At 71.0% G+C, this 19,708-nt stretch carries 19 protein-coding genes and 1 tRNA gene; 8 read left to right on the top strand and 12 right to left on the bottom strand.

Annotated elements, in window-relative coordinates:
* The first annotated feature begins 43 nt into the window (after positions 1-43).
* Complete coding sequence (locus MME74_RS03505) at positions 44-1,150, top strand: fatty acid desaturase family protein (protein WP_267417310.1); 1,107 nt, start codon at positions 44-46, stop codon at positions 1,148-1,150.
* 13 nt (positions 1,151-1,163) lie between these two features.
* Here MME74_RS03505 and MME74_RS03500 read toward each other — a convergent pair whose 3' ends face one another.
* Positions 1,164-2,153, bottom strand: a complete 990-nt coding sequence (locus MME74_RS03500; protein WP_267417309.1) for an NAD-dependent epimerase/dehydratase family protein — start codon at positions 2,151-2,153, stop codon at positions 1,164-1,166.
* Between the two features lie 140 nt (positions 2,154-2,293).
* Between MME74_RS03500 and MME74_RS03495 the strand changes: the two genes are divergently transcribed.
* Complete coding sequence (locus MME74_RS03495; RefSeq protein WP_267417308.1) at positions 2,294-2,848, top strand: hypothetical protein; 555 nt, start codon at positions 2,294-2,296, stop codon at positions 2,846-2,848.
* A gap of 65 nt (positions 2,849-2,913) precedes the next feature.
* Here MME74_RS03495 and MME74_RS03490 read toward each other — a convergent pair whose 3' ends face one another.
* Positions 2,914-3,459, bottom strand: a complete 546-nt coding sequence (locus MME74_RS03490; RefSeq protein WP_324170127.1) for a DUF6611 family protein — start codon at positions 3,457-3,459, stop codon at positions 2,914-2,916.
* A gap of 301 nt (positions 3,460-3,760) precedes the next feature.
* On the opposite strand from MME74_RS03490, the gene MME74_RS03485 reads away from it, so the two are divergent.
* The 3 genes from MME74_RS03485 (at position 3,761) to hrpB (ending at position 8,637) form a co-directional block, all read left to right on the top strand.
* Positions 3,761-4,189, top strand: coding sequence for a MarR family winged helix-turn-helix transcriptional regulator (locus tag MME74_RS03485; RefSeq protein ID WP_267417306.1), 429 nt, complete (start codon positions 3,761-3,763; stop codon positions 4,187-4,189).
* 167 nt (positions 4,190-4,356) lie between these two features.
* Positions 4,357-5,964, top strand: coding sequence for an SPFH domain-containing protein (locus tag MME74_RS03480; RefSeq protein ID WP_267417305.1), 1,608 nt, complete (start codon positions 4,357-4,359; stop codon positions 5,962-5,964).
* Between the two features lie 120 nt (positions 5,965-6,084).
* Positions 6,085-8,637: an ATP-dependent helicase HrpB gene (gene hrpB, locus MME74_RS03475; protein ID WP_267417304.1), complete on the top strand. Its 2,553-nt coding sequence runs from the start codon at positions 6,085-6,087 to the stop codon at positions 8,635-8,637.
* Between the two features lie 15 nt (positions 8,638-8,652).
* On the opposite strand, the gene MME74_RS03470 is transcribed toward hrpB, so the two are convergent.
* From MME74_RS03470 to MME74_RS03450, 5 genes are all read right to left on the bottom strand, one after another.
* Entirely contained in the window at positions 8,653-9,387 is a 735-nt protein-coding gene (locus MME74_RS03470; protein ID WP_267417303.1) for an ABC transporter permease, read from the bottom strand.
* Positions 9,384-10,205, bottom strand: coding sequence for an ABC transporter ATP-binding protein (locus MME74_RS03465; protein WP_267417302.1), 822 nt, complete (start codon positions 10,203-10,205; stop codon positions 9,384-9,386). Before MME74_RS03465 ends, MME74_RS03470 begins: the two co-directional genes overlap by 4 nt.
* A gap of 46 nt (positions 10,206-10,251) precedes the next feature.
* A complete protein-coding gene (locus MME74_RS03460; RefSeq protein WP_267417301.1) occupies positions 10,252-10,848 on the bottom strand; it encodes a TetR family transcriptional regulator in 597 nt (198 codons plus the stop codon).
* Positions 10,849-10,893: 45 nt separating this feature from the next.
* Entirely contained in the window at positions 10,894-11,646 is a 753-nt protein-coding gene (locus tag MME74_RS03455) for an AAA family ATPase (protein ID WP_267417300.1), read from the bottom strand.
* A gap of 70 nt (positions 11,647-11,716) precedes the next feature.
* Positions 11,717-13,213, bottom strand: coding sequence for an L-serine ammonia-lyase, iron-sulfur-dependent, subunit alpha (locus MME74_RS03450; RefSeq protein ID WP_267417299.1), 1,497 nt, complete (start codon positions 13,211-13,213; stop codon positions 11,717-11,719).
* Positions 13,214-13,339: 126 nt separating this feature from the next.
* On the opposite strand from MME74_RS03450, the gene MME74_RS03445 reads away from it, so the two are divergent.
* Positions 13,340-13,636 carry a hypothetical protein gene (locus MME74_RS03445; RefSeq protein WP_267417298.1) on the top strand — a complete coding sequence of 99 codons (297 nt, stop codon included), beginning with the start codon at positions 13,340-13,342 and terminating at the stop codon, positions 13,634-13,636.
* 70 nt (positions 13,637-13,706) lie between these two features.
* On the opposite strand, the gene MME74_RS03440 is transcribed toward MME74_RS03445, so the two are convergent.
* The gene (locus tag MME74_RS03440; protein ID WP_267417297.1) at positions 13,707-15,437 is read right to left on the bottom strand and encodes an L-aspartate oxidase; all 1,731 of its coding nucleotides are present in this window, start codon (positions 15,435-15,437) and stop codon (positions 13,707-13,709) included.
* 77 nt (positions 15,438-15,514) lie between these two features.
* Here MME74_RS03440 and MME74_RS03435 point away from each other — a divergent pair, with 77 nt between their 5' ends.
* Complete coding sequence (locus tag MME74_RS03435; protein WP_267417295.1) at positions 15,515-16,444, top strand: LysR family transcriptional regulator; 930 nt, start codon at positions 15,515-15,517, stop codon at positions 16,442-16,444.
* A gap of 26 nt (positions 16,445-16,470) precedes the next feature.
* Here the strand turns inward: MME74_RS03435 and MME74_RS03430 are convergent, their stop codons facing one another.
* From MME74_RS03430 to MME74_RS03420, 3 genes are all read right to left on the bottom strand, one after another.
* The gene (locus MME74_RS03430) at positions 16,471-16,923 is read right to left on the bottom strand and encodes a hypothetical protein (RefSeq protein ID WP_267417294.1); all 453 of its coding nucleotides are present in this window, start codon (positions 16,921-16,923) and stop codon (positions 16,471-16,473) included.
* A 219-nt stretch (positions 16,924-17,142) separates the two neighbouring features.
* Positions 17,143-17,215: transfer RNA gene (locus MME74_RS03425), tRNA-Arg, on the bottom strand.
* 64 nt (positions 17,216-17,279) lie between these two features.
* Entirely contained in the window at positions 17,280-17,864 is a 585-nt protein-coding gene (locus MME74_RS03420; protein ID WP_267417293.1) for an asparagine synthase, read from the bottom strand.
* A 130-nt stretch (positions 17,865-17,994) separates the two neighbouring features.
* Between MME74_RS03420 and MME74_RS03415 the strand changes: the two genes are divergently transcribed.
* Positions 17,995-18,834 (top strand): SDR family NAD(P)-dependent oxidoreductase, encoded by an 840-nt coding sequence (locus MME74_RS03415; protein ID WP_267417291.1) that lies wholly within the window; start codon positions 17,995-17,997, stop codon positions 18,832-18,834.
* 22 nt (positions 18,835-18,856) lie between these two features.
* Here the strand turns inward: MME74_RS03415 and MME74_RS03410 are convergent, their stop codons facing one another.
* Positions 18,857-19,705: a hypothetical protein gene (locus tag MME74_RS03410; RefSeq protein ID WP_267417290.1), complete on the bottom strand. Its 849-nt coding sequence runs from the start codon at positions 19,703-19,705 to the stop codon at positions 18,857-18,859.
* Between the last annotated feature and the right edge of the window lie 3 nt (positions 19,706-19,708).

Below are 19,708 nucleotides of genomic sequence, written 5' to 3'. Positions count from 1 at the left end.
GAACCTCCGCCGCCCGAAGGGCGACGCCGGAGAAGAGGTCATCATGGACGGCATCCGTCCGACCATCCGCACCCGCACCCGCGACCGCGCGAACCGGGGGTCGAGCAGCTTCACCGACCTGGCCCAGCAGATCCGCAGCCGCGGACTCCTGCGTCGACGATACGGCTACTACTGGTCGAAGCTCGTGGGCGCGCCCCTCGTCCTCGCCGCGTGCCTGGTCGTCTTCTTCTGGATCGGAGACACCTGGTGGCAGCTCTTCACGGCTGCGGTGCTGGCGGTCGTCTTCACGCAGATCGCCTTCCTCGGGCATGACGCGGCGCACCGGCAGATCTTCGTCTCGGGCCGCTGGAACGACTGGACGAGCCTGGTCCTCGGCGACCTCTTCGTCGGGATGAGTTACGGCTGGTGGCAGCACAAGCACACGCGACACCACGCCAACCCGAACAAGCTCGGCGCCGACCCCGACATCGAGCTCCCGGTCATCGCCGTGACCGCCGAGACGGCCGCCCGGCATCACAGTCCCGGCGTGCAGTGGCTGCGCGCGCACCAGGGACTGCTGTTCTTCCCGATCCTCTTCCTGGAGGGCATCTCGCTGCACGCCTCGAGCGTGCGCCGTGTCGTCACGCGGGGCAGGCTCGAGCGTCGATGGGTGGAGATCGCGTTCCTCAGCATCCGGATGATCGGGTACCTCGTGATCGTGTTCCTCGTGCTGTCCCCCGGCATCGCGTTCGTGTTCCTCGCGGTGCAGCTGGGGCTCTTCGGGTTCTACATGGGCATCGCGTTCGCCCCGAATCACAAGGGGATGCCGGTGGTCCCGCGCGACCTGACGCTGGACTTCCTGCGTCGCCAGGTGATGATGAGCCGCAACGTGCGCGGCACCCGCATCCTGGATGTCGCGATGGGCGGGCTGAACTACCAGATCGAGCACCATCTGTTCCCGTCGATGCCGCGTCCGCACCTGCGTCGCGCGGCGCCGATCATCGCCGAGTACTGCCGGGTCCAGGGCGTGCCGTACACGCAGACGGGACTGTTCGCGTCGTACGCGATCGTCGTCCGGTACATCAACCGCGTCGGGCTCGGCGAGCGCGACGTCTTCAGCTGTCCCCTCGCCGATCAGCGCCTCGCGATCGGGGCGCCGATCCGCTCGTGAGCCGCGGAACGCTCTAGCCGCGCACGCTCGCGATCATGCGGTCCAGGTCGGCGTCGAGCTCGGCGTCGACCACCCGGCGCGCCGGGGTGGCGTCGTGGTGGGCGATGATCTCCTCGGCACCCGCCCAGAACGGCACGCGGGGTTCGAACTCGGGCACGAGGCGGCGGATCTTGCTGTTGTCGAAGACCATCGGGTGGGCCCGGTCGCCCCACAGGTCTGCCGCGAGCGCCGGACGGACGGCGCAGATCGCCTCCGACGACACGGGCACCAGGTCGGCCTCGACGCCGGCGGCGTCCGCCAGCCAGGTGTAGATCTGGGTCCACGTCGGGGCATGGTCACCGGTGATGTGGAAGGTATCGCCCACCACGTCGCGTCGCCCGAAGAGTCCGACGAAGCCCACCGCGAAGTCCGTCGTGTGCGTGATCGTCCACGGTGTCGTGCCGTCGCCGTGGACCACGACCGGCCGTCCCGCGCGCATCCGCGCCACGTCGTTCCAGCCCGCCAGCGTCGGCATGCTGGTGCGGTCGTACGTGTGCGAGGGGCGCACGATCGTGATCGGGAACCCCTGGTCGCGGTACGTGGCGGTCAGGAGGTCCTCGCAGGCGATCTTGTCCCGCGCGTACCCCGAGAAGGGGTTGCGCAGCGGCGTCGACTCGGTGACCGGATAGCGCAGCGGCGGCTTCTGATAGGCGGACGCCGAGCTGATGAACAGGTACTGTCCGGTCCGGCCGGCGAAGCGATCGATGTCGGCCTGGACGTGCGCGGGTGTGAACGCGGTGAACTGCGCCACGACGTCGAACTCCCGGCCTCCCAGGGCGTCCTGCACCGAAGCCGCATCGCGGATGTCGGCCTGCAGCAGCTCGACCTCGGCCGGGAGCGGTCGCTCGGTGGACCGTCCGCGATTGAGCACCGTCACCCGATGCCCCTGCTCCACCGCCCGCTGCACCGAGGCGGCGCTGATGACGCCGCTGCCGCCGATGAAGAGGATGTCCCGGGTGCTCATCGCCCCATCCTGGCACGGCGGTGATTCTCCGGGCGGTGTCGTGTGGATCCGGTCGCGAACCCGTGAGCGAGCGGCCCGCGGGCGCATGGGTTCCATGAGGCTCCTTCACCGGAGCGGACGACGCGGCGTAGGACGGGATCATGACCCTCACGGACATCCTTCCCACGCTGCGCCAGAGCATCCCCTCTCCCCTCGACCGCTGGCGGTGGCCGGTGCACACGACGCCGACGACCACGGACGTCGTGGTCGGCGGGATCTCCCTGATGCGCCTGTTCGAGGTCGGCGGCTCGCCCGCCGTGCTCACCGGAGATCTCCCGGTGCCGGGCGCCGGGACCGACGTGACGGTGCTGCTGTTCCGGATCACGCTGCGCGTCGACAGCCAGGAGGGCAAGCGCATCGCGCTCACGGACTGCTCCTTCGAGGGCGTCGATGCCGCCTGGAAGGAGTGCCGCCTCATCGGTCGAGCGTCGACAGCTCGTGCGACGACGATCGAGCTGATCCCCGGCGAGGAGGGCGACGCGGCATGGCCTCATCCGGTCGCCACCCTGCCGGCCGACCTTCGCGAGGGAGACGTGGTCGTCGTTCCCTGCGCGGGCGCGGTCACACTGCGGGACGTGCGCGCGCACGATGCCGAGGATGCCGAGGAGCCGGGCGGGGCGTGCCGCAAGTATCTGGGCAGCCCCCTCGCGGACTAGGCGAACGCGGGGTGCGGTCCGGCCTTCGCCGCACGGGGAAGATCCGGCGTCGAGGGCGCGCGTCGTCAGCGGACGGAGGCCGCGGCGATGGCAGCGGCCTGCGCGTAGGTGGCTGTCCAGATCCGGTCGAACCGGTCGCGCCCGATCACTCCCTGGCGGCACGCGAGAGAGGCATCACCGAGTGCTTCGGCCAGGTTGTCGAGACGACGTTGCTGCGTGCGCTCGGCGACGGTGTCTTCGCTGAGACCGGACCGGCACGCCGACACCGTGACCGTGCGCCGGCGGATGCCCCGCGAGCGCCGCGAAAGAACGATGCCGACCGGAAGCAGAACGGCGACCAGCAGCACCGCGGCGAGCAGCGGAGGGAAGCCGCCCGCGCACAGCATCACCCACGCGACGACACCACCACCGAGCGACAGCGGTGTGAACCAGCGGTGCGTTTCGGCGAGACGCCGTTCCGCTTCCGTGGAGTCGGGCGGGTAGACCGCGAGCACGCACGCGACGGTACCGAAATGGCTCACGGTCCGCGAGAGGTAGCCCCACCGTGGAGGACGCGAATCCGAAGGCGTGGCCTGCGACGGGAGCGAGTGGGGGCGGTGGATCACGGACATGCATTCCACGTTCCTCCGGCTGCGCTCACGAGGATCTGCTGCAGACGGAACCCATGCGGTGCCCGGCGCTTTCCATGCGGAATGATGACGACCCGACCAGGACCTCACCGGAATCACCTGTCCGGAAGTTTCCGTGACCAAACCGTTGCATTCGTTATCTCGCCGTTATACAGTGATCACACGGTGAATGTTTGCTGTGGCATCCACCGCATGTGATTGCAGGACACTCTTGGTGCAAGGGACAAGGGCCGGTCGGGAGCCTCTCCGACCGGCCCTTTACTGTTCGCACTATTCTGTGAGGATGACCGATCGCAAGCTCGCCCTGGAGGCATGGGAGAGCCTGTTCCGCGCGCAGCACGAGCTGTTCACCGAGATGCTCGCCGACTTCGAGCACAGTCATCTCGCGCAGGCCGAATACGACGTCCTGCTCACCGTCACCCGCTCCCCCGACATGACCGCCCGGCTGCGCGACATCACCTCGAACATGCTGATCAGCCAGCCGAGCGTCTCGCGCCTCGTCGAGCGCATGGTCACGCGCGGACTCGTGTCGAAGTGCGCCGATCCCGACGACGGGCGCGGCGCACTGATCCGGGCGACGGAGGAAGGCGCGCGTGCCTTCCGCTCGCTCGCCACCGTGCACGGGCGCTCGATCGCCGAGCGTATGTCGCGCCTCGACGACGACGAGCTCCGCACGCTGCGCGACCTCGCGGAGAAGCTCCGCACGCGCTGAGCCCGTCCCTCTGCACGACCCGCACTCTTGCTGCGGTTCTCCCCTGATCGGCCGATGATGACGGTCGGCCCGACGCGAGCGGGCCCCGATCTGGCAGGGTGGAGGCGAAGGCGCGCACCACGGCGTGCCCGAGACCGCCCCCTCGGGGGGAACCAGGGAGGTCATCCATGGAGATCGCCGGAATCGTCGGCATCCTCGTCATCGTCGGAATCGCGGTCGTCGTCGCCGTCGTCCTGCTGCTCATCCTGCTGCTGTTCGCGCGCAGCTGGATCAAGGTCGCTCGAGCCGACGAGGCCCTCGTCATCTCGGGGCGCAAGCAGAAGGTGCAGCGCGCCGTCATCGCCGCCGACGGGTCGAGCACGTCCGAGATGTCGGAGTCGCCCGTCACGGTCATCGTGAACGGCAAGTCGCTCGTCAACCCGATCACGCAGCGCCACGAGATCATCTCCCTGCGCTCGCGCCAGGTCTCCCTGAACGCCGAGGCGCAGTCGCTCGATAGCGTGACCCTGAACGTCGACGGCGTCGCGATCGTCAAGATCGGCTCCGACCCGATCCTGGTCCGTCGGGCCGCCGAGCGATTCGCCTCGCAGGACAAGGCCATCGAGCAGTTCACCACCGAACAGCTCGAAGGTGCGCTCCGTGGCATCGTCGCCACGCTCTCCGTCGTCGAGCTGATGCGCGAGCGCAAGAAGTTCTCCGACCAGATCGCCGCCGACGTCTCGCAGGAGCTCGCCGAGCAGGGCCTGATCCTCGACTCGTTCCAGATCAAGGGCATCACCGACAAGGTCGGCTACATCCAGTCGCTCGGCGCCCCCGAGATCCAGGCGAAGCGGCAGTCGGCGGAGATCTCGCAGACCAACGCCGACCGTGCGATCAACCAGAAGAACATCGCCAACAAGGAAGCCAACCTGATCGAGCAGACCGCGCTCGACACCAACACGGCCAACTCCGACTCCGGCATCGGTCGGGCCCGCGCCGAGGCCGAGCAGGCCGAGGCTCTCGCCCGCGCCCAGGCCGAGCAGGCCGTTCTGCAGCAGCAGGCGGAGAACAAGCAGGCCCAGCTCGACGCCGACGTCAAGCGCGTCGCCGACGCCCAGCGGTACGAAGCCGAGACCCGCGCCCAGGCCGAGCTCTACACACGTGAGCGCGCCGCCGAGGCCGCCGCGATCGAGCAGGTCAAGCAGGCCGAGGCCCGCACCCGCATCGCCGAGCAGCAGGCCCAGGCCGACAAGGCCCGTGCCGACGGTGAAGCGGCGGCCGCGATCGCGAAGGCCAGCGGTGAAGCGAACGCCCTACGCGCACAGGCCGAAGCCGAGGCCGAGGCCCGCCGTCTGCGCGCCAGCGCCGAGGCAGACGCCATCCGCGCCGAGGGTGACGCCCGCGCCGCCGCCCTCGAGGCCGAGGCCAAGGCCATCGCCTCCAACCAGGACGCGTTCCTCTCGCAGCGCGTGCTCGAGGTGCTGCCGTCGATCATGGCCGAGTTCTCGAAGGGCTACGCGGCGATCGGCAACGTGTCGATCATCGGCAGCTCGGGCGAGGACGGCGCCTCGAACGTCGTGGGGGCAGACAACGCCAAGGCTCTGCGCTCCGTGTTCGACAGCGTCCACGCGGCCACGGGGCTCGACCTCGCCGGCATCATCCAGGGCCAGGCCGTCGGTCGCGGCATCGGCGAAGGCGTGTCCGCCTCTGCCGCGGCTCCCGCGCCGGCCTCGCCCCGGGCGTCGCAGCCGACCACTCCGCCGCCGTCTGCTCCGCCCGTCGCCGACGCGGAGTAGTCGCACCGTCACCACTGCACAGCGGATGCCGCGATCGATCAGGTCGCGGCATCCGCTGTCTCCGTGCGGGGCGGCTCCGCCGGCGCTCCACGGCCCCGGAGATCCGGGCAGACTGGGAGCATGACGCCCGCCGCCTTCGACCTCGCCACGATCGGCGCCGGTCTCTCGTTCGCGGGCGCCATCGACGAGCTCTCGACGACGCTCGACAGGAGCACATCAGCGGTCGTGAGCGCCCCTCCCGGCACGGGCAAGACCACGCTGGTGCCACCGCTGCTCGCCTCCCGCACCCCCGGTCGCGTGATCGTCACCCAGCCGCGCCGTGTGGCCGCCCGGGCAGCCGCGCGCCGGCTCGCCCAGCTCGACGGATCGCCGCTCGGCTCGCGCGTGGGCTTCACCGTCCGCGGCGAGCGCGTGGTCGGACGGGAGACCCGGGTCGAGTTCGTCACCGCCGGTGTACTGCTCCGACGCCTGCTCGACGACCCGGGCCTCGCGGGCGTGGACGCCGTGATCATCGACGAGGTGCACGAGCGCGCGCTCGAGACCGACCTCCTGATCGGCCTGCTGTCGGAGGTCCGCGAACTGCGCGACGACCTCGTCCTCATCGCCATGTCCGCGACCCTCGATGCCGCCCGCATCGCGGCCGTCATCGGCACGGACGACCAGCCGGCTCCGATCGTCGACCACGACGTTCCCGCCTTCCCGCTCACCGAGCGCTGGGCGCCGAGTCCTGCCCCGCGTCTCGACGAACGGGGAGTCACCTGGGCGTTCCTCGACCACGTCGCGCGCACCACGGCATCCGCCGCGCTGGACCTCGTCCGCGACGACCCGGCCGCCGACGTGCTGGTGTTCGCGCCGGGTGCACGCGAGGTGTCGGAGATCACGCGGCGTATCCGCGACGCGACCGATGCCTTCGACGTCCGGGAGCTGCACGGCCGGATGCCCGCCGCCGAACAGGACGCCGTGATCCGCGGCCGCCGCCCGGACGAACCGCCCCGCATCATCGTCACGACCTCGCTCGCGGAGTCGTCGCTCACCGTCCCCGGCGTGCGACTGGTGGTGGACACGTGTCTGGCCAGGGCCCCGCAGCGCGACGCGGCACGGGGGATGACGGGGCTCGTGACGGCCGCCGCCTCCCGCTCGTCGTGCGTCCAGCGCGCCGGCCGCGCCACCCGCCAGAGCGCAGGCACCGTCGTCCGCTGCGTCGACGAACGCACCTACGCCACCGCCCCCGCACGCCCGACTCCGGAGATCGCCTCGACCGACCTCGCGGACGCGGCCCTGCTGCTCGCCTGCTGGGGCGCACCGGGCGGGGTCGGACTGCGACTGATCGACCCTCTGCCCGCCGAGAGCCTGGCCGACGCCCTCACGGTGCTGCGCGGACTCGGGGCGATCGACGACGAGGGCCGCGCCACCGCCGAGGGTCGCGACCTGGCCCGCTTCCCGACCGATCCGCGGCTCGCCCGGGCCCTGCGCGACGGCAGCCCGACGGTGGGCGCTCGACTCGCCGCCGAGGTCGTCGCGCTGCTGGGCGGCGACCTGCGCACCGCGGATTCCGACGTGGCGAAGGCCCTCGTCACGCTGCGGGGCGGGCGCACCCCCGATGCGCGTCGCTGGCGCAGCGATGCGGATCGCCTCGAACGCATGAGCACGCCCACGCCGGGCGTGCGCTCCGATCTCGACGGGGTCGGCCTCGTGATAGCACTGGCCTTCCCGGAGCGGGTCGCCCGCCGCGTGGACCGCACGGGCGACGGGGCCACGTTCCTGCTGGCCTCCGGCACCCGCGCAGGCGTGACCGGACCGCTCGCAGCGGTCGAGTGGCTGGCCATCGCCGATGTCACGCGCGGGTCCGGTCGCGCAGCCGCCGGCTCCGGGGCGATCATCCGATCCGGGGCGATGCTCACCGAAGCGCAGATGGAACAGGCGGCCGACCACCTGATCACCGACCGCGTCGAGGCCGAGTTCGTCGGGGGCCGCGTCCAGGCCCGCCGCGAGCGCCGAGTGGGGGCGATCCCGCTGTCCTCGGCGCCGGTGCGGGCCTCGGCCGAAGAGGGAAGGGAGGCGGTGCGCCGAGCGCTCCGGCGGGAGGGTCTGAGCATGTTCGCCTGGTCCGGGCCCGCCGTCGAGCTGCGGTCCCGGCTGACACTGCTGCATCGTGAGCTGGGATCGCCGTGGCCCGATGTGTCGGACACGGGACTGCTCGCCGCCCTCGATGCCTGGCTCGCCCCCGAGCTCGACGCGCTGGCCAACGGCACCCCGGCGGCGCGAGTGGATCTGTCGTCGGCGCTCCGCCGGCTGCTGCCCTGGCCCGCGGCGGTGCGCTTCGACGAGCTGGCACCCGAGCGCCTCGAGGTGCCCAGCGGGTCACGCGTGCGCATCGCCTACCCGGCGCCCGATGACCCGGATGCCCGACCCGTCGTCGCCGTGAAGCTGCAGGAGTGCTTCGGCTGGTCGGAGACTCCCCGGCTGGTCGACGGCCGCGTCCCCGTGCTCTTCCATCTGCTCTCCCCCGCCGGACGCCCCCTCGCCGTCACCGACGACCTCACCTCGTTCTGGTCGGGGCCCTACGCCCAGGTGCGCGCCGAGATGCGCGGCCGCTACCCGAAGCATCCGTGGCCCGAGGACCCGTGGGCGGCCACACCGACCCGCCACACCAAGCGCCGCACCGCCGGCTGAGGTCGGACAGCCGCCTCAGCGCGTCCGACGGCGGAGCGTCAGCGAAGCGAGCACCAGAGCGCCGACCGCGAAGGCGAGCACGACCAGCAGTGGTCCGAACACATCCCACCCCTCGTCCCCGGCGGTCACCGCGTTGATCGTGTCGATCGCGTAGCTCAGCGGCAGCCAGTCAGAGATCGCGTGCAGCACATCGGGCATCTGGTCGCGGGGCATGAACAGCCCGCCGAGGATGATCTGCGGGAACACCAGCAGCGGCATGAACTGCACCGCCTGGAACTCGGTCTGCGCGAAGGCGCTCGCCAGCAGCCCGAGTGCCGTGCCGAGGAGCGCGTCGACGATCGCGACCAGTCCCAGCTGCCACAGCGGACCGTCGACGTCGAGCCCGCACACCCCGACCGCGAACGACACCGTGATCACGGCCTGCAGCAGAGCCATCACCCCGAAGGCGAGTGCATATCCGAGGATGAAGTCGGCCTTGTCGAGGGGTGTCGTCATCAGACGCTCGAGCGTGCCGGAGCGCCTCTCGCGCAGGGTCGTGATCGAGGTGATCAGGAACATCACGATGAACGGGAACAGCGCCAGGATCGCCCCGCCGAACTGGTCGAAGACACCGTCCTGGTCGCTGAACAGCCAGGCGAACAGCCCGACGAGCAGGCTCGGTGCGACGAGCATGAGGGCGATCGAGCGGGGGTCGTGCCGCAGCTGCGCGAGCACGCGGCCGGCGGTGGCGAAGATCCTGCGGCCGTTCATTCTCCGGCCTCCTCGTGCTGCCGCCGCGCTTCCCGACGGGATCGCGGGGCCGCACCCGCGGGAGGCGACGCACCGTCCGAGCCCCGCTCCCGGTCGGCCGCACGATCGCGTTCGATCAGCGCCAGGAAGGCGGCCTCCGGGTCGGCGGTGCCCGTGTCCTCGAGCAGCGACGCCGGAGTGGTGTCGGCGATGATGCGGCCGTCACGCATCAGGAGCAGCCGATCGCAGCGCAGCGCCTCGTCCATGACATGGCTCGACACGATCATGGTCACCCCGCGGTCCGCGAGCCCCCGGAACAGGCCCCACAGTTCGACCCGGAGCACCGGATCCAGGCCCACCGTCGGCTCATCCAGCACCACCAGCTCCGGCGATCCGATCAGCGCCATCGCCAGCGACACCCGGGTGGACTGCCCGCCGCTGAGCGAGTCCACCAGCTGTCCGGCCTGCGCCCGGAGTCCCACCTCGTCGATCACCCGGTCGACGTCGCCGCGGGGCGCCTTGAGGAGCGCGGCCAGGTAGGCGAGATTCTGTCTCACGGTCAGGTCTCCGTACACCGCGGCGCCCTGCGTGCCGTAGGCGACCCGGTGCCGCAGCTGACGGGACCCGCTCGGCTCTCCGAGCACGGTGACCTCGCCCGACGCGACCTTCTGCACGCCGACGATCGAGCGCATCAGGGTCGTCTTGCCGCAGCCCGACGGCCCGAGCAGCCCGGTGATCTGCCCGCGCGGGATCGCGAGGTCGACGCCGTCGAAGACCTGCGTGCGCCCGCGGGTCACGCGCAGCTGCGAGATGTCCACCGCGTGCGAGATATTCATCATGCGATGAATTATCCGCTCCGAGGTCGATCCCGTCAACGGGATTGCCTCAGTCGAACAGGTACCGCTGCACGGTCGGTCCCACCCGGTCCACGAGCTCCTCGACCGGTGCGGCCGCGAGGGCCGGAAGCCGCAGCACATAGCGGGCGATCAGCATTCCCGCGATCTGCGAGGCGACGAGGGACGCCCGCAGCTCCGCGTCGTCGGTGTCGAGGCTCCCCGCTACACGCGAGAGGAGTTCGCGCGACAGGAAACCCGCCAGCAACGGCGTCGTGAGTCGGCTCCCGATGGCGGTGCGGAGCAGCATGACGCCGCGCCGCCGCACCTCGGGCTGCTCGAAGGCTTCCAGCACATACCGGATCAGCCGTTCGCCGATCTCGTCGCGCGGACCGGCCAGGATTCCCGGAACGTCGACATCCGGGCGCAGCGGGATGCCGACGGCCTCGGCGAACAGGTCGGCCTTCGTGCCGAAGTAGTGGTGCACGAGAGCGGAATCGACGCCGGCCCGCGCGGCGATGGAGCGGATCGTCGCGCCGTCGTAGCCCTTCTCCCCGAAGTCGTCGACCGCCGCGGCGATGATGCGGGCCCGCGAGTCGGACCCGCCGCGCGGGCGGCCTCGCCGACGGGGCACCTTCTGCTCGGTCATGCCCGCCAGCCTACGACTTCGTGCGGGAGCACCACGGGCCGAGGGTCAGTCCAGGAGATGACGGAGGTAGCGTCCCGGGTGGTCGAGGAACGAGCGCCAGTGGTTCACGATCTCCAGGTCGTCCCACGCCGCCGGGCGGACGCCCCACTCCCCGACCTCGAGGATCTTCGCACCCGGAAGGGCCGCCAGCACCGGCGAGTGCGTCGCGCACAGCACCTGTCCCCCCTCGTCGGCGATACGCCGGAGCACCGCGATGAGGGCGAGAGTCGAGTTGAACGAGAGCGCGGCCTCGGGCTCGTCGAGGCAGTAGAAGCCGGGCTCGTCGAAGCGGCTCTCCAGCAGCGCGAGGAACGACTCCCCATGGCTCATCTCGTGGAACGGGACGTCTCCGTTGGCCGACGGGTTCTCCTCGAGGTAGGTGTAGAACGAGTGCATCGTCTCGGCACGGAGGAAGAACCCCCACCGGCTCGCCCCCACACCCCGTTGCAGCCGAAGCCATTCCGACAACGGCGACTCGGTGGCTCGGGTGGTGTGCCGCGCCTGCCGGGAACCTCCCTCGGGCGAGAGCCCGTACGCGATCGCGATGCCCTCGACCAGGGTGGACTTGCCGCTGCCGTTCTCCCCGACGAGGAAGGTCACTCCCGGGTCGAGATCGATCCCCTCCTGCAGCACCTGGGCGACGGCGGGGATGCTGGTCGGCCACTCCGCACCGGGGGTCGGGGCATCGTCGTTCGGACGCACCGCCACGATCGGCTGCTGGCGTCGGCGACGGGAGCTGGGGTCCCAGAACGGATCCATCGTGTCCCTCCGTGGTGGTGTCCCGTGAGGCTACCGGCATCCACGGACACGGTCGAGGCGGAGCGCCCGCTCAGCACTCGATGACGTTGACCGCGAGGCCACCCTCGCTGGTCTCCTTGTACTTCGTCGACATGTCCGCACCGGTCTGGCGCATCGTCTCGACCACGGCGTCCAGGGAGACGTAGTGGCTGCCGTCACCGCGCAGCGCGAGGCGCGTGGCGGTCACGGCGGTCGAGGCGGCGATGGCGTTGCGTTCGATGCACGGGATCTGCACGAGCCCGCCGATCGGATCGCAGGTGAGACCGAGGTGGTGCTCCATCGCGATCTCGGCGGCGTTCTCGATCTGCCTGTTGGTGCCGCCCATCACCGCGGTGAGTCCGCCGGCCGCCATCGCGCACGCGGATCCGACCTCGGCCTGGCATCCGCCCTCGGCTCCGGAGATCGACGCGTTGGCCTTGAACAGCGAGCCGAGCGCGGTCGCCGTGAGGAGGAAGCGGCGGATACCGCGGCGACGGTTCGCCTCGGCCGTCTGCTCCTCATCGAGGTCGCTCGCCTCGGACAGGGCGTGCGCGTCGGACTCGAACCCGAGGAGCGCGCTCCCGACCAGCTCGCCGTACGGCGTGACCGCGTTCCCGGCTCCGAGCCCGGAGTCGGCGAGGAACCGCCACCAGTACATGGCGACGGCGGGGAGGATGCCGGCTGCGCCGTTGGTGGGCGCGGTGACGACCCGTCCGCCCGCCGCGTTCTCCTCGTTGACCGCCAGCGCGAAGGCACCGAGCCACTCGCCGGGGAGCTCGCGATGCCCGCCGGCCTCGGCCTCTTCGAGCTGGGCGCGGATCGTCCCCGCGCGGCGCTTGACCTTGAGGATGCCCGGAAGCACCCCGTCGGCGTGCAGTCCGGCGTCGACACAGTCCGACATCGCGTCCCAGATCGCGTCGAGCCCTGCGGCGACCTCTTCCTCGCTGCGCAGGGAGGTCTCGTTGAGGCGGGCGACCTCGGCGATCGACAGACCGTGCTCGTCGCAGAGGGCGAGCAGCGATGCGGCGTCGGCGTAGGCATAGGGGAAACCCGCGGTGGTGAGCTTCGCCTCCTCGCCGTCCCGCCGGATGAAGCCGCCGCCGACCGAGTAGTACGTCTCCTCGGCGAGGACCGCGTCCGTGGAATCCCACGCCGTGATGGTCATGGCGTTCGGGTGGCCGGGAAGGCGCGTGCGCGGGGCGAACACGATGTCACCCTTCACGAAGGGCACGTCGTGGGTACCGGCGAGGCGGATCACCGCGCCCTCCGGGAGGTCGGTCCACGCGGCACGCACGTCGGCGGGATCGCACGTCTCGGGGGTGAGGCCGCGGAGGCCGGCGACGACGGCATCCGGCGTGCCGTGACCGATGCCCGTCGCGCCGAGTGAGCCGTACAGCGTGCTGCCGACGCGGGCCACCCGCGGGAGGATGCCGGTGGCGGTGAGGCGTCGGGCGAAGTCGAGAGCCGCCCGCATCGGTCCGACCGTGTGGGAGCTCGAAGGTCCCACACCGATGGAGAAGAGGTCGAAGGCCGAGACGTACGCTGTCACTCCTCCAGGCTACGCCGGATCCGCGATCTCGGTTCACCGTGGTTAACCCGCCGACGAGTCAAGCCCCTTCCTCCCCGACCGCCGTCGAGACATCCTGAACGCACGACATCGCCGAAAGGGACGATCATGACCGACAGCACTCCCGAGCCCGAAGCCACCGATGACCTCACGCCCGAGGCGCAGACTCCCACCCCGACCCCGTCGTCGGACACGAGCCAGGGCGAGGTGAAGACCCCGGCCGAGGCCGACTCACCGGAGGACGCCGACCCCAGCGAGGTGCCCAGCACCGAGGAGCTGGAGGAGCCGAGCACCGAGAAGGCCCCCGGCGAGGAGCCCAAGGCCCCGAAGCGCGACGAGCCCGAGCCCGACCACGAGGCCGTGGGCATCGGCGTGATCGACGCGGAGGAGCCGCAGGCCGACTGAGCCCTCCTCCAGCCGCTCGACAGGCTCAGGGACCGGTGGGTCCCTGAGCCTGTCGACGCGTCCCGGGCTCCTACTCGACGAGCTTGCCCGCGGTGTCGACCTCGCGCATGAGCTCGGCGATCTCCGCGGGGATCTCCGGAATCGCCTCGCGGGTGACGCCCTCGGTCGGCGACCACACGAGGTTCACCTGCAGCGTCGGGTCGCTGTCGGGGAAGTCGCTGCGGTTGTGGCATCCGCGCGTCTCCCGACGCTCCAGCGCGGCCTCCAGGGTGGCGCGGGCGGCGAGCGCCGAGGCCTTGAGGTCGAACGCGTGCGCGAGGTCCTGGAAACCGGCGATGTCCGGGTGGATGCCGATGTCCTCCATACGGCCCTCGATCATGTCGAGGTCGGCGAGTCCGGCGCGCAGCCCCTCCTCCGAGCGGACCACGCCGGCGTACTCGGTCATGAGGTTGCGGATCGCGCGCTGCAGGGCGCGGACGTTCTCGCGCCCCTCGGCGGACAGCAGGTCGTCGATCTCGGCGCGTGCTGCGGCCACGGCCTCGGCCGACCGTCGCTGCGCGTCGAGACCGGCGGCATGCTCCATGGCCGCCTGCCCGACGATCCGCCCGTAGACGAGTAGCTCGATGAGAGAGTTGCCACCGAGACGGTTCGCCCCGTGGAGCCCGCTCGAGGCCTCGCCGATCGCGTAGAGCCCCTCCACATCTGTCTGGTGATCCTCCGGGCGCACCCAGACGCCGCCCATCGAGTAGTGCGCGGTGGGGGCGATCTCGATCGGATCGGTCGTGATGTCGAGCATCTGCAGCTCCATCATCGTCTGGTAGACGCGGGGCAGACGGGTCATGATCGTCTCGCGCGGCAGGTGCGAGACGTCGAGCCAGACGCCGCCGTTCTCGGTGCCGCGTCCCTCCTGGATCTCGGTGTACGCGGCGAGCGCGACGCGGTCACGGGTCGACAGCTCCATGCGCTCGGGGTCGTACTTCGACATGAACCGCTCGCCGAGGGCGTTGCGGAGGATGCCACCCTCGCCGCGGGCGGCCTCCGAGATGAGCGTGCCCGCGGCGCTCTCGGGCTCGATGATGCCGGACGGGTGGAACTGCACGAGCTCGGGATCGCGCAGCCGGGCGCCGGCGTCGACCGCGAGGCGGAAGGAGTCGCCGGTGTTCTCGTCACGGCGGGAGGAGGTGCGCCGCCAGATGCGGTTGTGCCCTCCGGCGGCGAGGATGACGGCATCCGCGTGGATCAGGTACCGGGTGCCGTCCGCCTGGTCGAAGCCGTAGGCGCCGAACACCACGTTGTCGCGCACGAGCAGGCGCGTGATGTAGACGTGGTCGAGGATCGGGACGTCGAGCTGCTCGGCCTTGCGCACGAGCGTGCGCTGGATCTCGAGGCCCGTGTAGTCGCCGGCGAAGGCCGTGCGGCGGAACGTGTGCGCACCGAAGAACCGCTGCGAGATGCGCCCGTCGTCCTCGCGGGCGAAGTCCATGCCCCAGCGCTCGAGGTCGCGGATGCCGCGCTCGGCGCCCTGCGTGACGATCTCGACCGTGTGCGGGTTGGCGAGCAGGTAGCTCTCCTTGATGGTGTCGGCCGCGTGCTGCTGCCAGCTGTCGTCCGCATCCATCGTGCCGAGCGCCGCGTTGATGCCACCGGCCGCCAGAGACGTGTGCGCATCCTGTCGGGGGCGTTTGCCGACGGCGAGCACATCGACGCCGTGTTCGGCGATCTCGATCGCCGCCCGCAGCCCGGAGCCGCCGGTGCCGATGACGAGGACGGTGGTGGATATCTGACGTTCGGGGGTAGACATGCGATCCACGCTAGTTAGGGGATCCTAATAACTCCAATGCATAGTCCGACTGGAAACGATGCGGGTAGGCTATGGTCATGAACCTCGAGCAGCTCCGCGGGTTCGTCGAGGTCGCGCGTCTCGGACACTTCACCCGCGCCTCCGAGCACCTGCACCTGGCCCAGCCGTCGCTGAGCCGGCAGATCTCCACGCTCGAGCGCGAGCTCGGCGCCGAGCTGTTCCACCGCGCACGCGGCCACATCGCCCTCACGGCCGCCGGCGAGACGCTCCTCCCCCGCGCCCAGCGCATGCTCGCCGAGGCCGATGCCATCCGCGACGAGATGGGCGAGCTGGCCGGCCTCCGCCGCGGACGGGTGCGCCTCGGCGCTCCGCCCACCCTGTGCATCAGCCTCGTCGCCGAGGCGATCAGCTCGTTCCACGCCGCGCACCCCGACGTCGACCTGCACCTGACTGAGGGCGGCTCCCGCCTCCTGGTCGAGCAGCTGGCCGTCGGCGCGGTCGACATCGCCCTCATCACGGCCTCCGAGGGACTGCCGCCGGCCGGCGTCAGCCTGACCCGCACTCCGCTGCTCACGGAGGAGCTGGTCGTCGTCTCCGCCGCCTCCGAGCCTCCGCTGTCCACCCGCCCGCACATCGACCTGGAGCAGCTCGCCGCGCTGCCGCTCATCGTGTTCGACGAGAGCTACGAGCTGCGGGCGACCACGGACACGGTGTTCCGCGCCGCCGGCCTCACTCCGAACCGGGTCCTGGAGGGAGCCGAGATGGACAGCGTGCTCCGCTTCGTCGAACGCGGGCTCGGCGTCGCGATCGTCCCGGCCATGGTGCTGCTCGACCGCCCCGCCCTGCGTTCGGTGCGCCTCTCCCACCCGCTGATGACCCGTACCGTGAGTCTGGCCCATCGCTCCGATGTCACGCCCGCCGTTGCCGTGTCGGCCATGCGGAAGGCGATCCTGTCGACCGCCGCCGCGGTGGCGCGACGCGATGCCGCGATCACGAGCCTGATCTAGGCCGGTCCCGGCCGGAGCGCCCCGGGTCAGGCCCGCTTGCGGTCCGCGATCGCATCGGACAGTCGTTGCACATCCGCGGGATCCGCGTCCCGGGCGAGGGCGACGTAGTGGTCCATGACGGCCGGTCGGAAGCGCACGGGCATCGTCCGCCCCGGCGCGAGCCGGGTGAGCTCGGTGATCGTGAGGTCTTCGTCGGCGATGCCGCGGAACGAGATGCCGTCGGCGGTCTCCACGTCGAGCATCAGGACCACGCGCGGGCTGCCGTCACTGCTGACCTCCCGCCAGTCGACGAGCACGCCGAGCGCGAGCACTCCGGAGCGCAGCTCCGCATTGCGCCGGCGCGCATCCCTGCTCAGGAGCGGGTTGGGGGCGACGCCGGGGAAGTCGGGACCGACGCCGAGCGCTTCCCGGGTCAGATCGGGCCGGAGCTGCGCCATCAGGTCGTCGAAGCCGACCTTCTTCTTCTTCGAACCGAACATCCGAGCCCCTCCCTCACTCCGACGCCGGGATCTCGGCCCGGCGCTTCATCTCACCGTGATTGTATGTCGCGGGCGGCACGCGCCGGACGGGGGCCGGGTGACGGACCTGGGTGATCCACGGCTGCACACCGCGCGGAACGACGACGAGAGGGACACGGGAGAAAGCAGAGATCCCCGCCGCTTTCGCGACGGGGATCTCTGTACTGTCTCAACACAGTGTGCGCCCGAAGGGACTCGAACCCCTAACCTTCTGATCCGTAGTCAGATGCTCTATCCATTGAGCTACGGGCGCCCAGCCCGCTCAGCGGGCCGTGGAACAGCCTACAACAGTCCCGACGCGAAAGCGAAACGAGGCCTCAGTCGCTCGCCGTCTCGGCTTTCTGCTGCTTCTTCCGGCGCTTCACCTTCGCTCTCTGCTCCGAGGAGAGAGCCTGCAGATCGACGAGTCGCAGCGCCTGCATGCGGGCTTCGCGCATGCGTCCGTAGTCGGGATCCTGATCGGGGCGCATGCCCTCCACCCGCAGTCGGCGATCGAGGTTGTGGCGCACGTCGGCCCAGGCCGCGTCCCTCGCCTCCTCGACGATCTCGGCCAGACGCTGCCGGTCCTGCATGATCTCGCGCAGGCGCACGGCCACACCGGTGGACTGCTTGGCCCGGCGACGGAGGTTGCGCACATCGCGGTCGCGGTAGTCGTGCGTGCCCACCGGATCGGAATGCCGGCCCCGGGCGCGCTTGCGCAGGGCGGTCACGGTGGCGGCGGCCTCTTCCGACTCCTCGGCCATCGCACGCAGCGCCTCACGCGCATCGTCGATGTACCGATCCATGTCGAAGACCCCGTCTTCGGCGATGGTGCCGATGAGGATGTGATTCTTCACGGCGAGGCGCGCGGCAGCGGTCGCGATCGCGACGCCTTCGGCGATGGCATCCGCTGTCCGTCCCACCGGTACCTCCTCTCCTTGAGCGTACCGGTATCACTGCGGCCCGGTGTCGGCCAGAATGGTTCGGAATCAGCTTGCCCCACCCCTCCGACATCCGCGGGTTCGCACCCGGATCACGCCCCGCAGGAGACGCATGAAACACCTCGATCTCGCCGGCAGCACCACCGTGATCACCGGAGCCGCGAACGGCATGGGTGCCGACATCGCGCGACTCCTGGCTGCGCGCGGCGCGCACCTCGCCCTGCTCGATCACGACGGCGCGGCGCTCGCGACCGTGGCCGCGGAACTCCGCGACACCCGCGTGACCACGCACGTCGTCGACCTCCGCGACGACGAGGCGGTGTTCGCGGCGGCGGACGAGATCACGGCGGCGCACCCGCGGATCAGCGCCCTGATCACGTGCGCGGGATCCTCGATGCTGGGCGACCTCGATCAGCTCACGATGGAGGAGATGCGCTGGCTGACCGACGTGAACCTCTGGGGCACCGTCTCGATCACCAAGGCGTTGCTGCCCGCCCTCCGCGCCGCACCGGCCGCGCACATCACGCACCTGGCCAGCGTCTACGCCCTCGCGGCGCCGGCCGGGCGGATCCCCTACGCGATGAGCAAGTACGCGGTGCGGGCGTTCTCCGAGGCGCTGCGGCACGAGCTGGAGGGCACCTCGGTCAGCGTGGGCGCCGTCTACCCCGCGGGCGTGCGCACCGGGATCATCCTGCACGGTCGGTACGCGGCCGCGATCGATCCCGCGGTCGCCGCGCGGGCAGCCTCCGCGCAGGCCGCGATGTACCACACGGAGCCGGCGGACGCCGCGGCGCGCATCGTGCGGGCGACCGAGCGACGGGCCGCGCGCACCATGGTCGGACGCGAGGCCCGGCTCATCGACGTCCTCACCCGCATCGCCCCGTCGTCGTACTGGCGCGTGATGCGACGCCCGCTGCGCGAGGCCATCGACACCACCACACCGGCCACCTGAGGGACGGGCCGGGCGGAGGGGATCAGCGGACCGCGCCGACCCAGATGCCGGACGCCCAGGCCTGCTGCTCGCCGTTGCAGCCGACCGACCCCGGATAGCCGCGGACCACGGCCATGCAGTTGGCGAGGAACTCGGGGTCGTTGCCGAACAGCGAACCGTATGCGCCGGACGACGTGAGGGCGCCCCACACGCGGAACTGATAGATGTGCGCGAGCTCGTGTGCCATCGCCCAGTTCAAGCGCCCCGAGCTCCAGTTCACGATGTCGGCGCGGTACTTGATGTAGCCGTTGCTGTTGGCGCACGCCGGAGCGTTCCCGCCCGCGCACGACGAGGACTCGTACAGTCCGACTCCCCCGCCGCCGACCAGGTCGAGCGCGGCACGCACCCGCGCGTACCCGCCCGGTCCGCTCGTCGTCCAGGCCGGACCCGCGGGGCCGAAGCTCTGCGCCGCCTGCCACGTGGCGACCTCGGTGCCGACCTTCTCCGTGAGCGCATGGACGGTGGCGGTCGCGGCCGTCACCGTGTCGGGGTCCGACTTCTCGGCGAGGACGGTCTGCTGGGCGGACAGCGCCGCCGCGCGGTGCGCGGACGTGTCGACCATGCCCTGGGCGCCCTCGAGCGCCTTGGCCAGTGCGGTGACCTCGGTCACGAACGCCGGGCGGACCGCGAGCACCGACGCCCGATCCTCGGAGTCCTGCTCGGCGCGCTCGACGGCCCCCGCGAGGTAGTCGGTGCGCTGGGCCGTCTGGTGCGACTGCTGGCGCAGCGCACCGAGTTCCGCCACGGCCGCCGTCCGCTCCTGCTCGAGCGCAGCCGTGCGCGCGTACACCCCGGCGGAGAGCACCATCATCGCGGCGACGGTGACGGCCATGAC

It is taken from the genome of Microbacterium oxydans (genome assembly GCF_026559675.1).
GTDB classification, from domain to species: domain Bacteria; phylum Actinomycetota; class Actinomycetes; order Actinomycetales; family Microbacteriaceae; genus Microbacterium; species Microbacterium oxydans_D.
The sequence above is the reverse complement of the archived record's forward strand: the minus strand, read 5'-3'. Positions and strand labels throughout refer to the sequence as shown.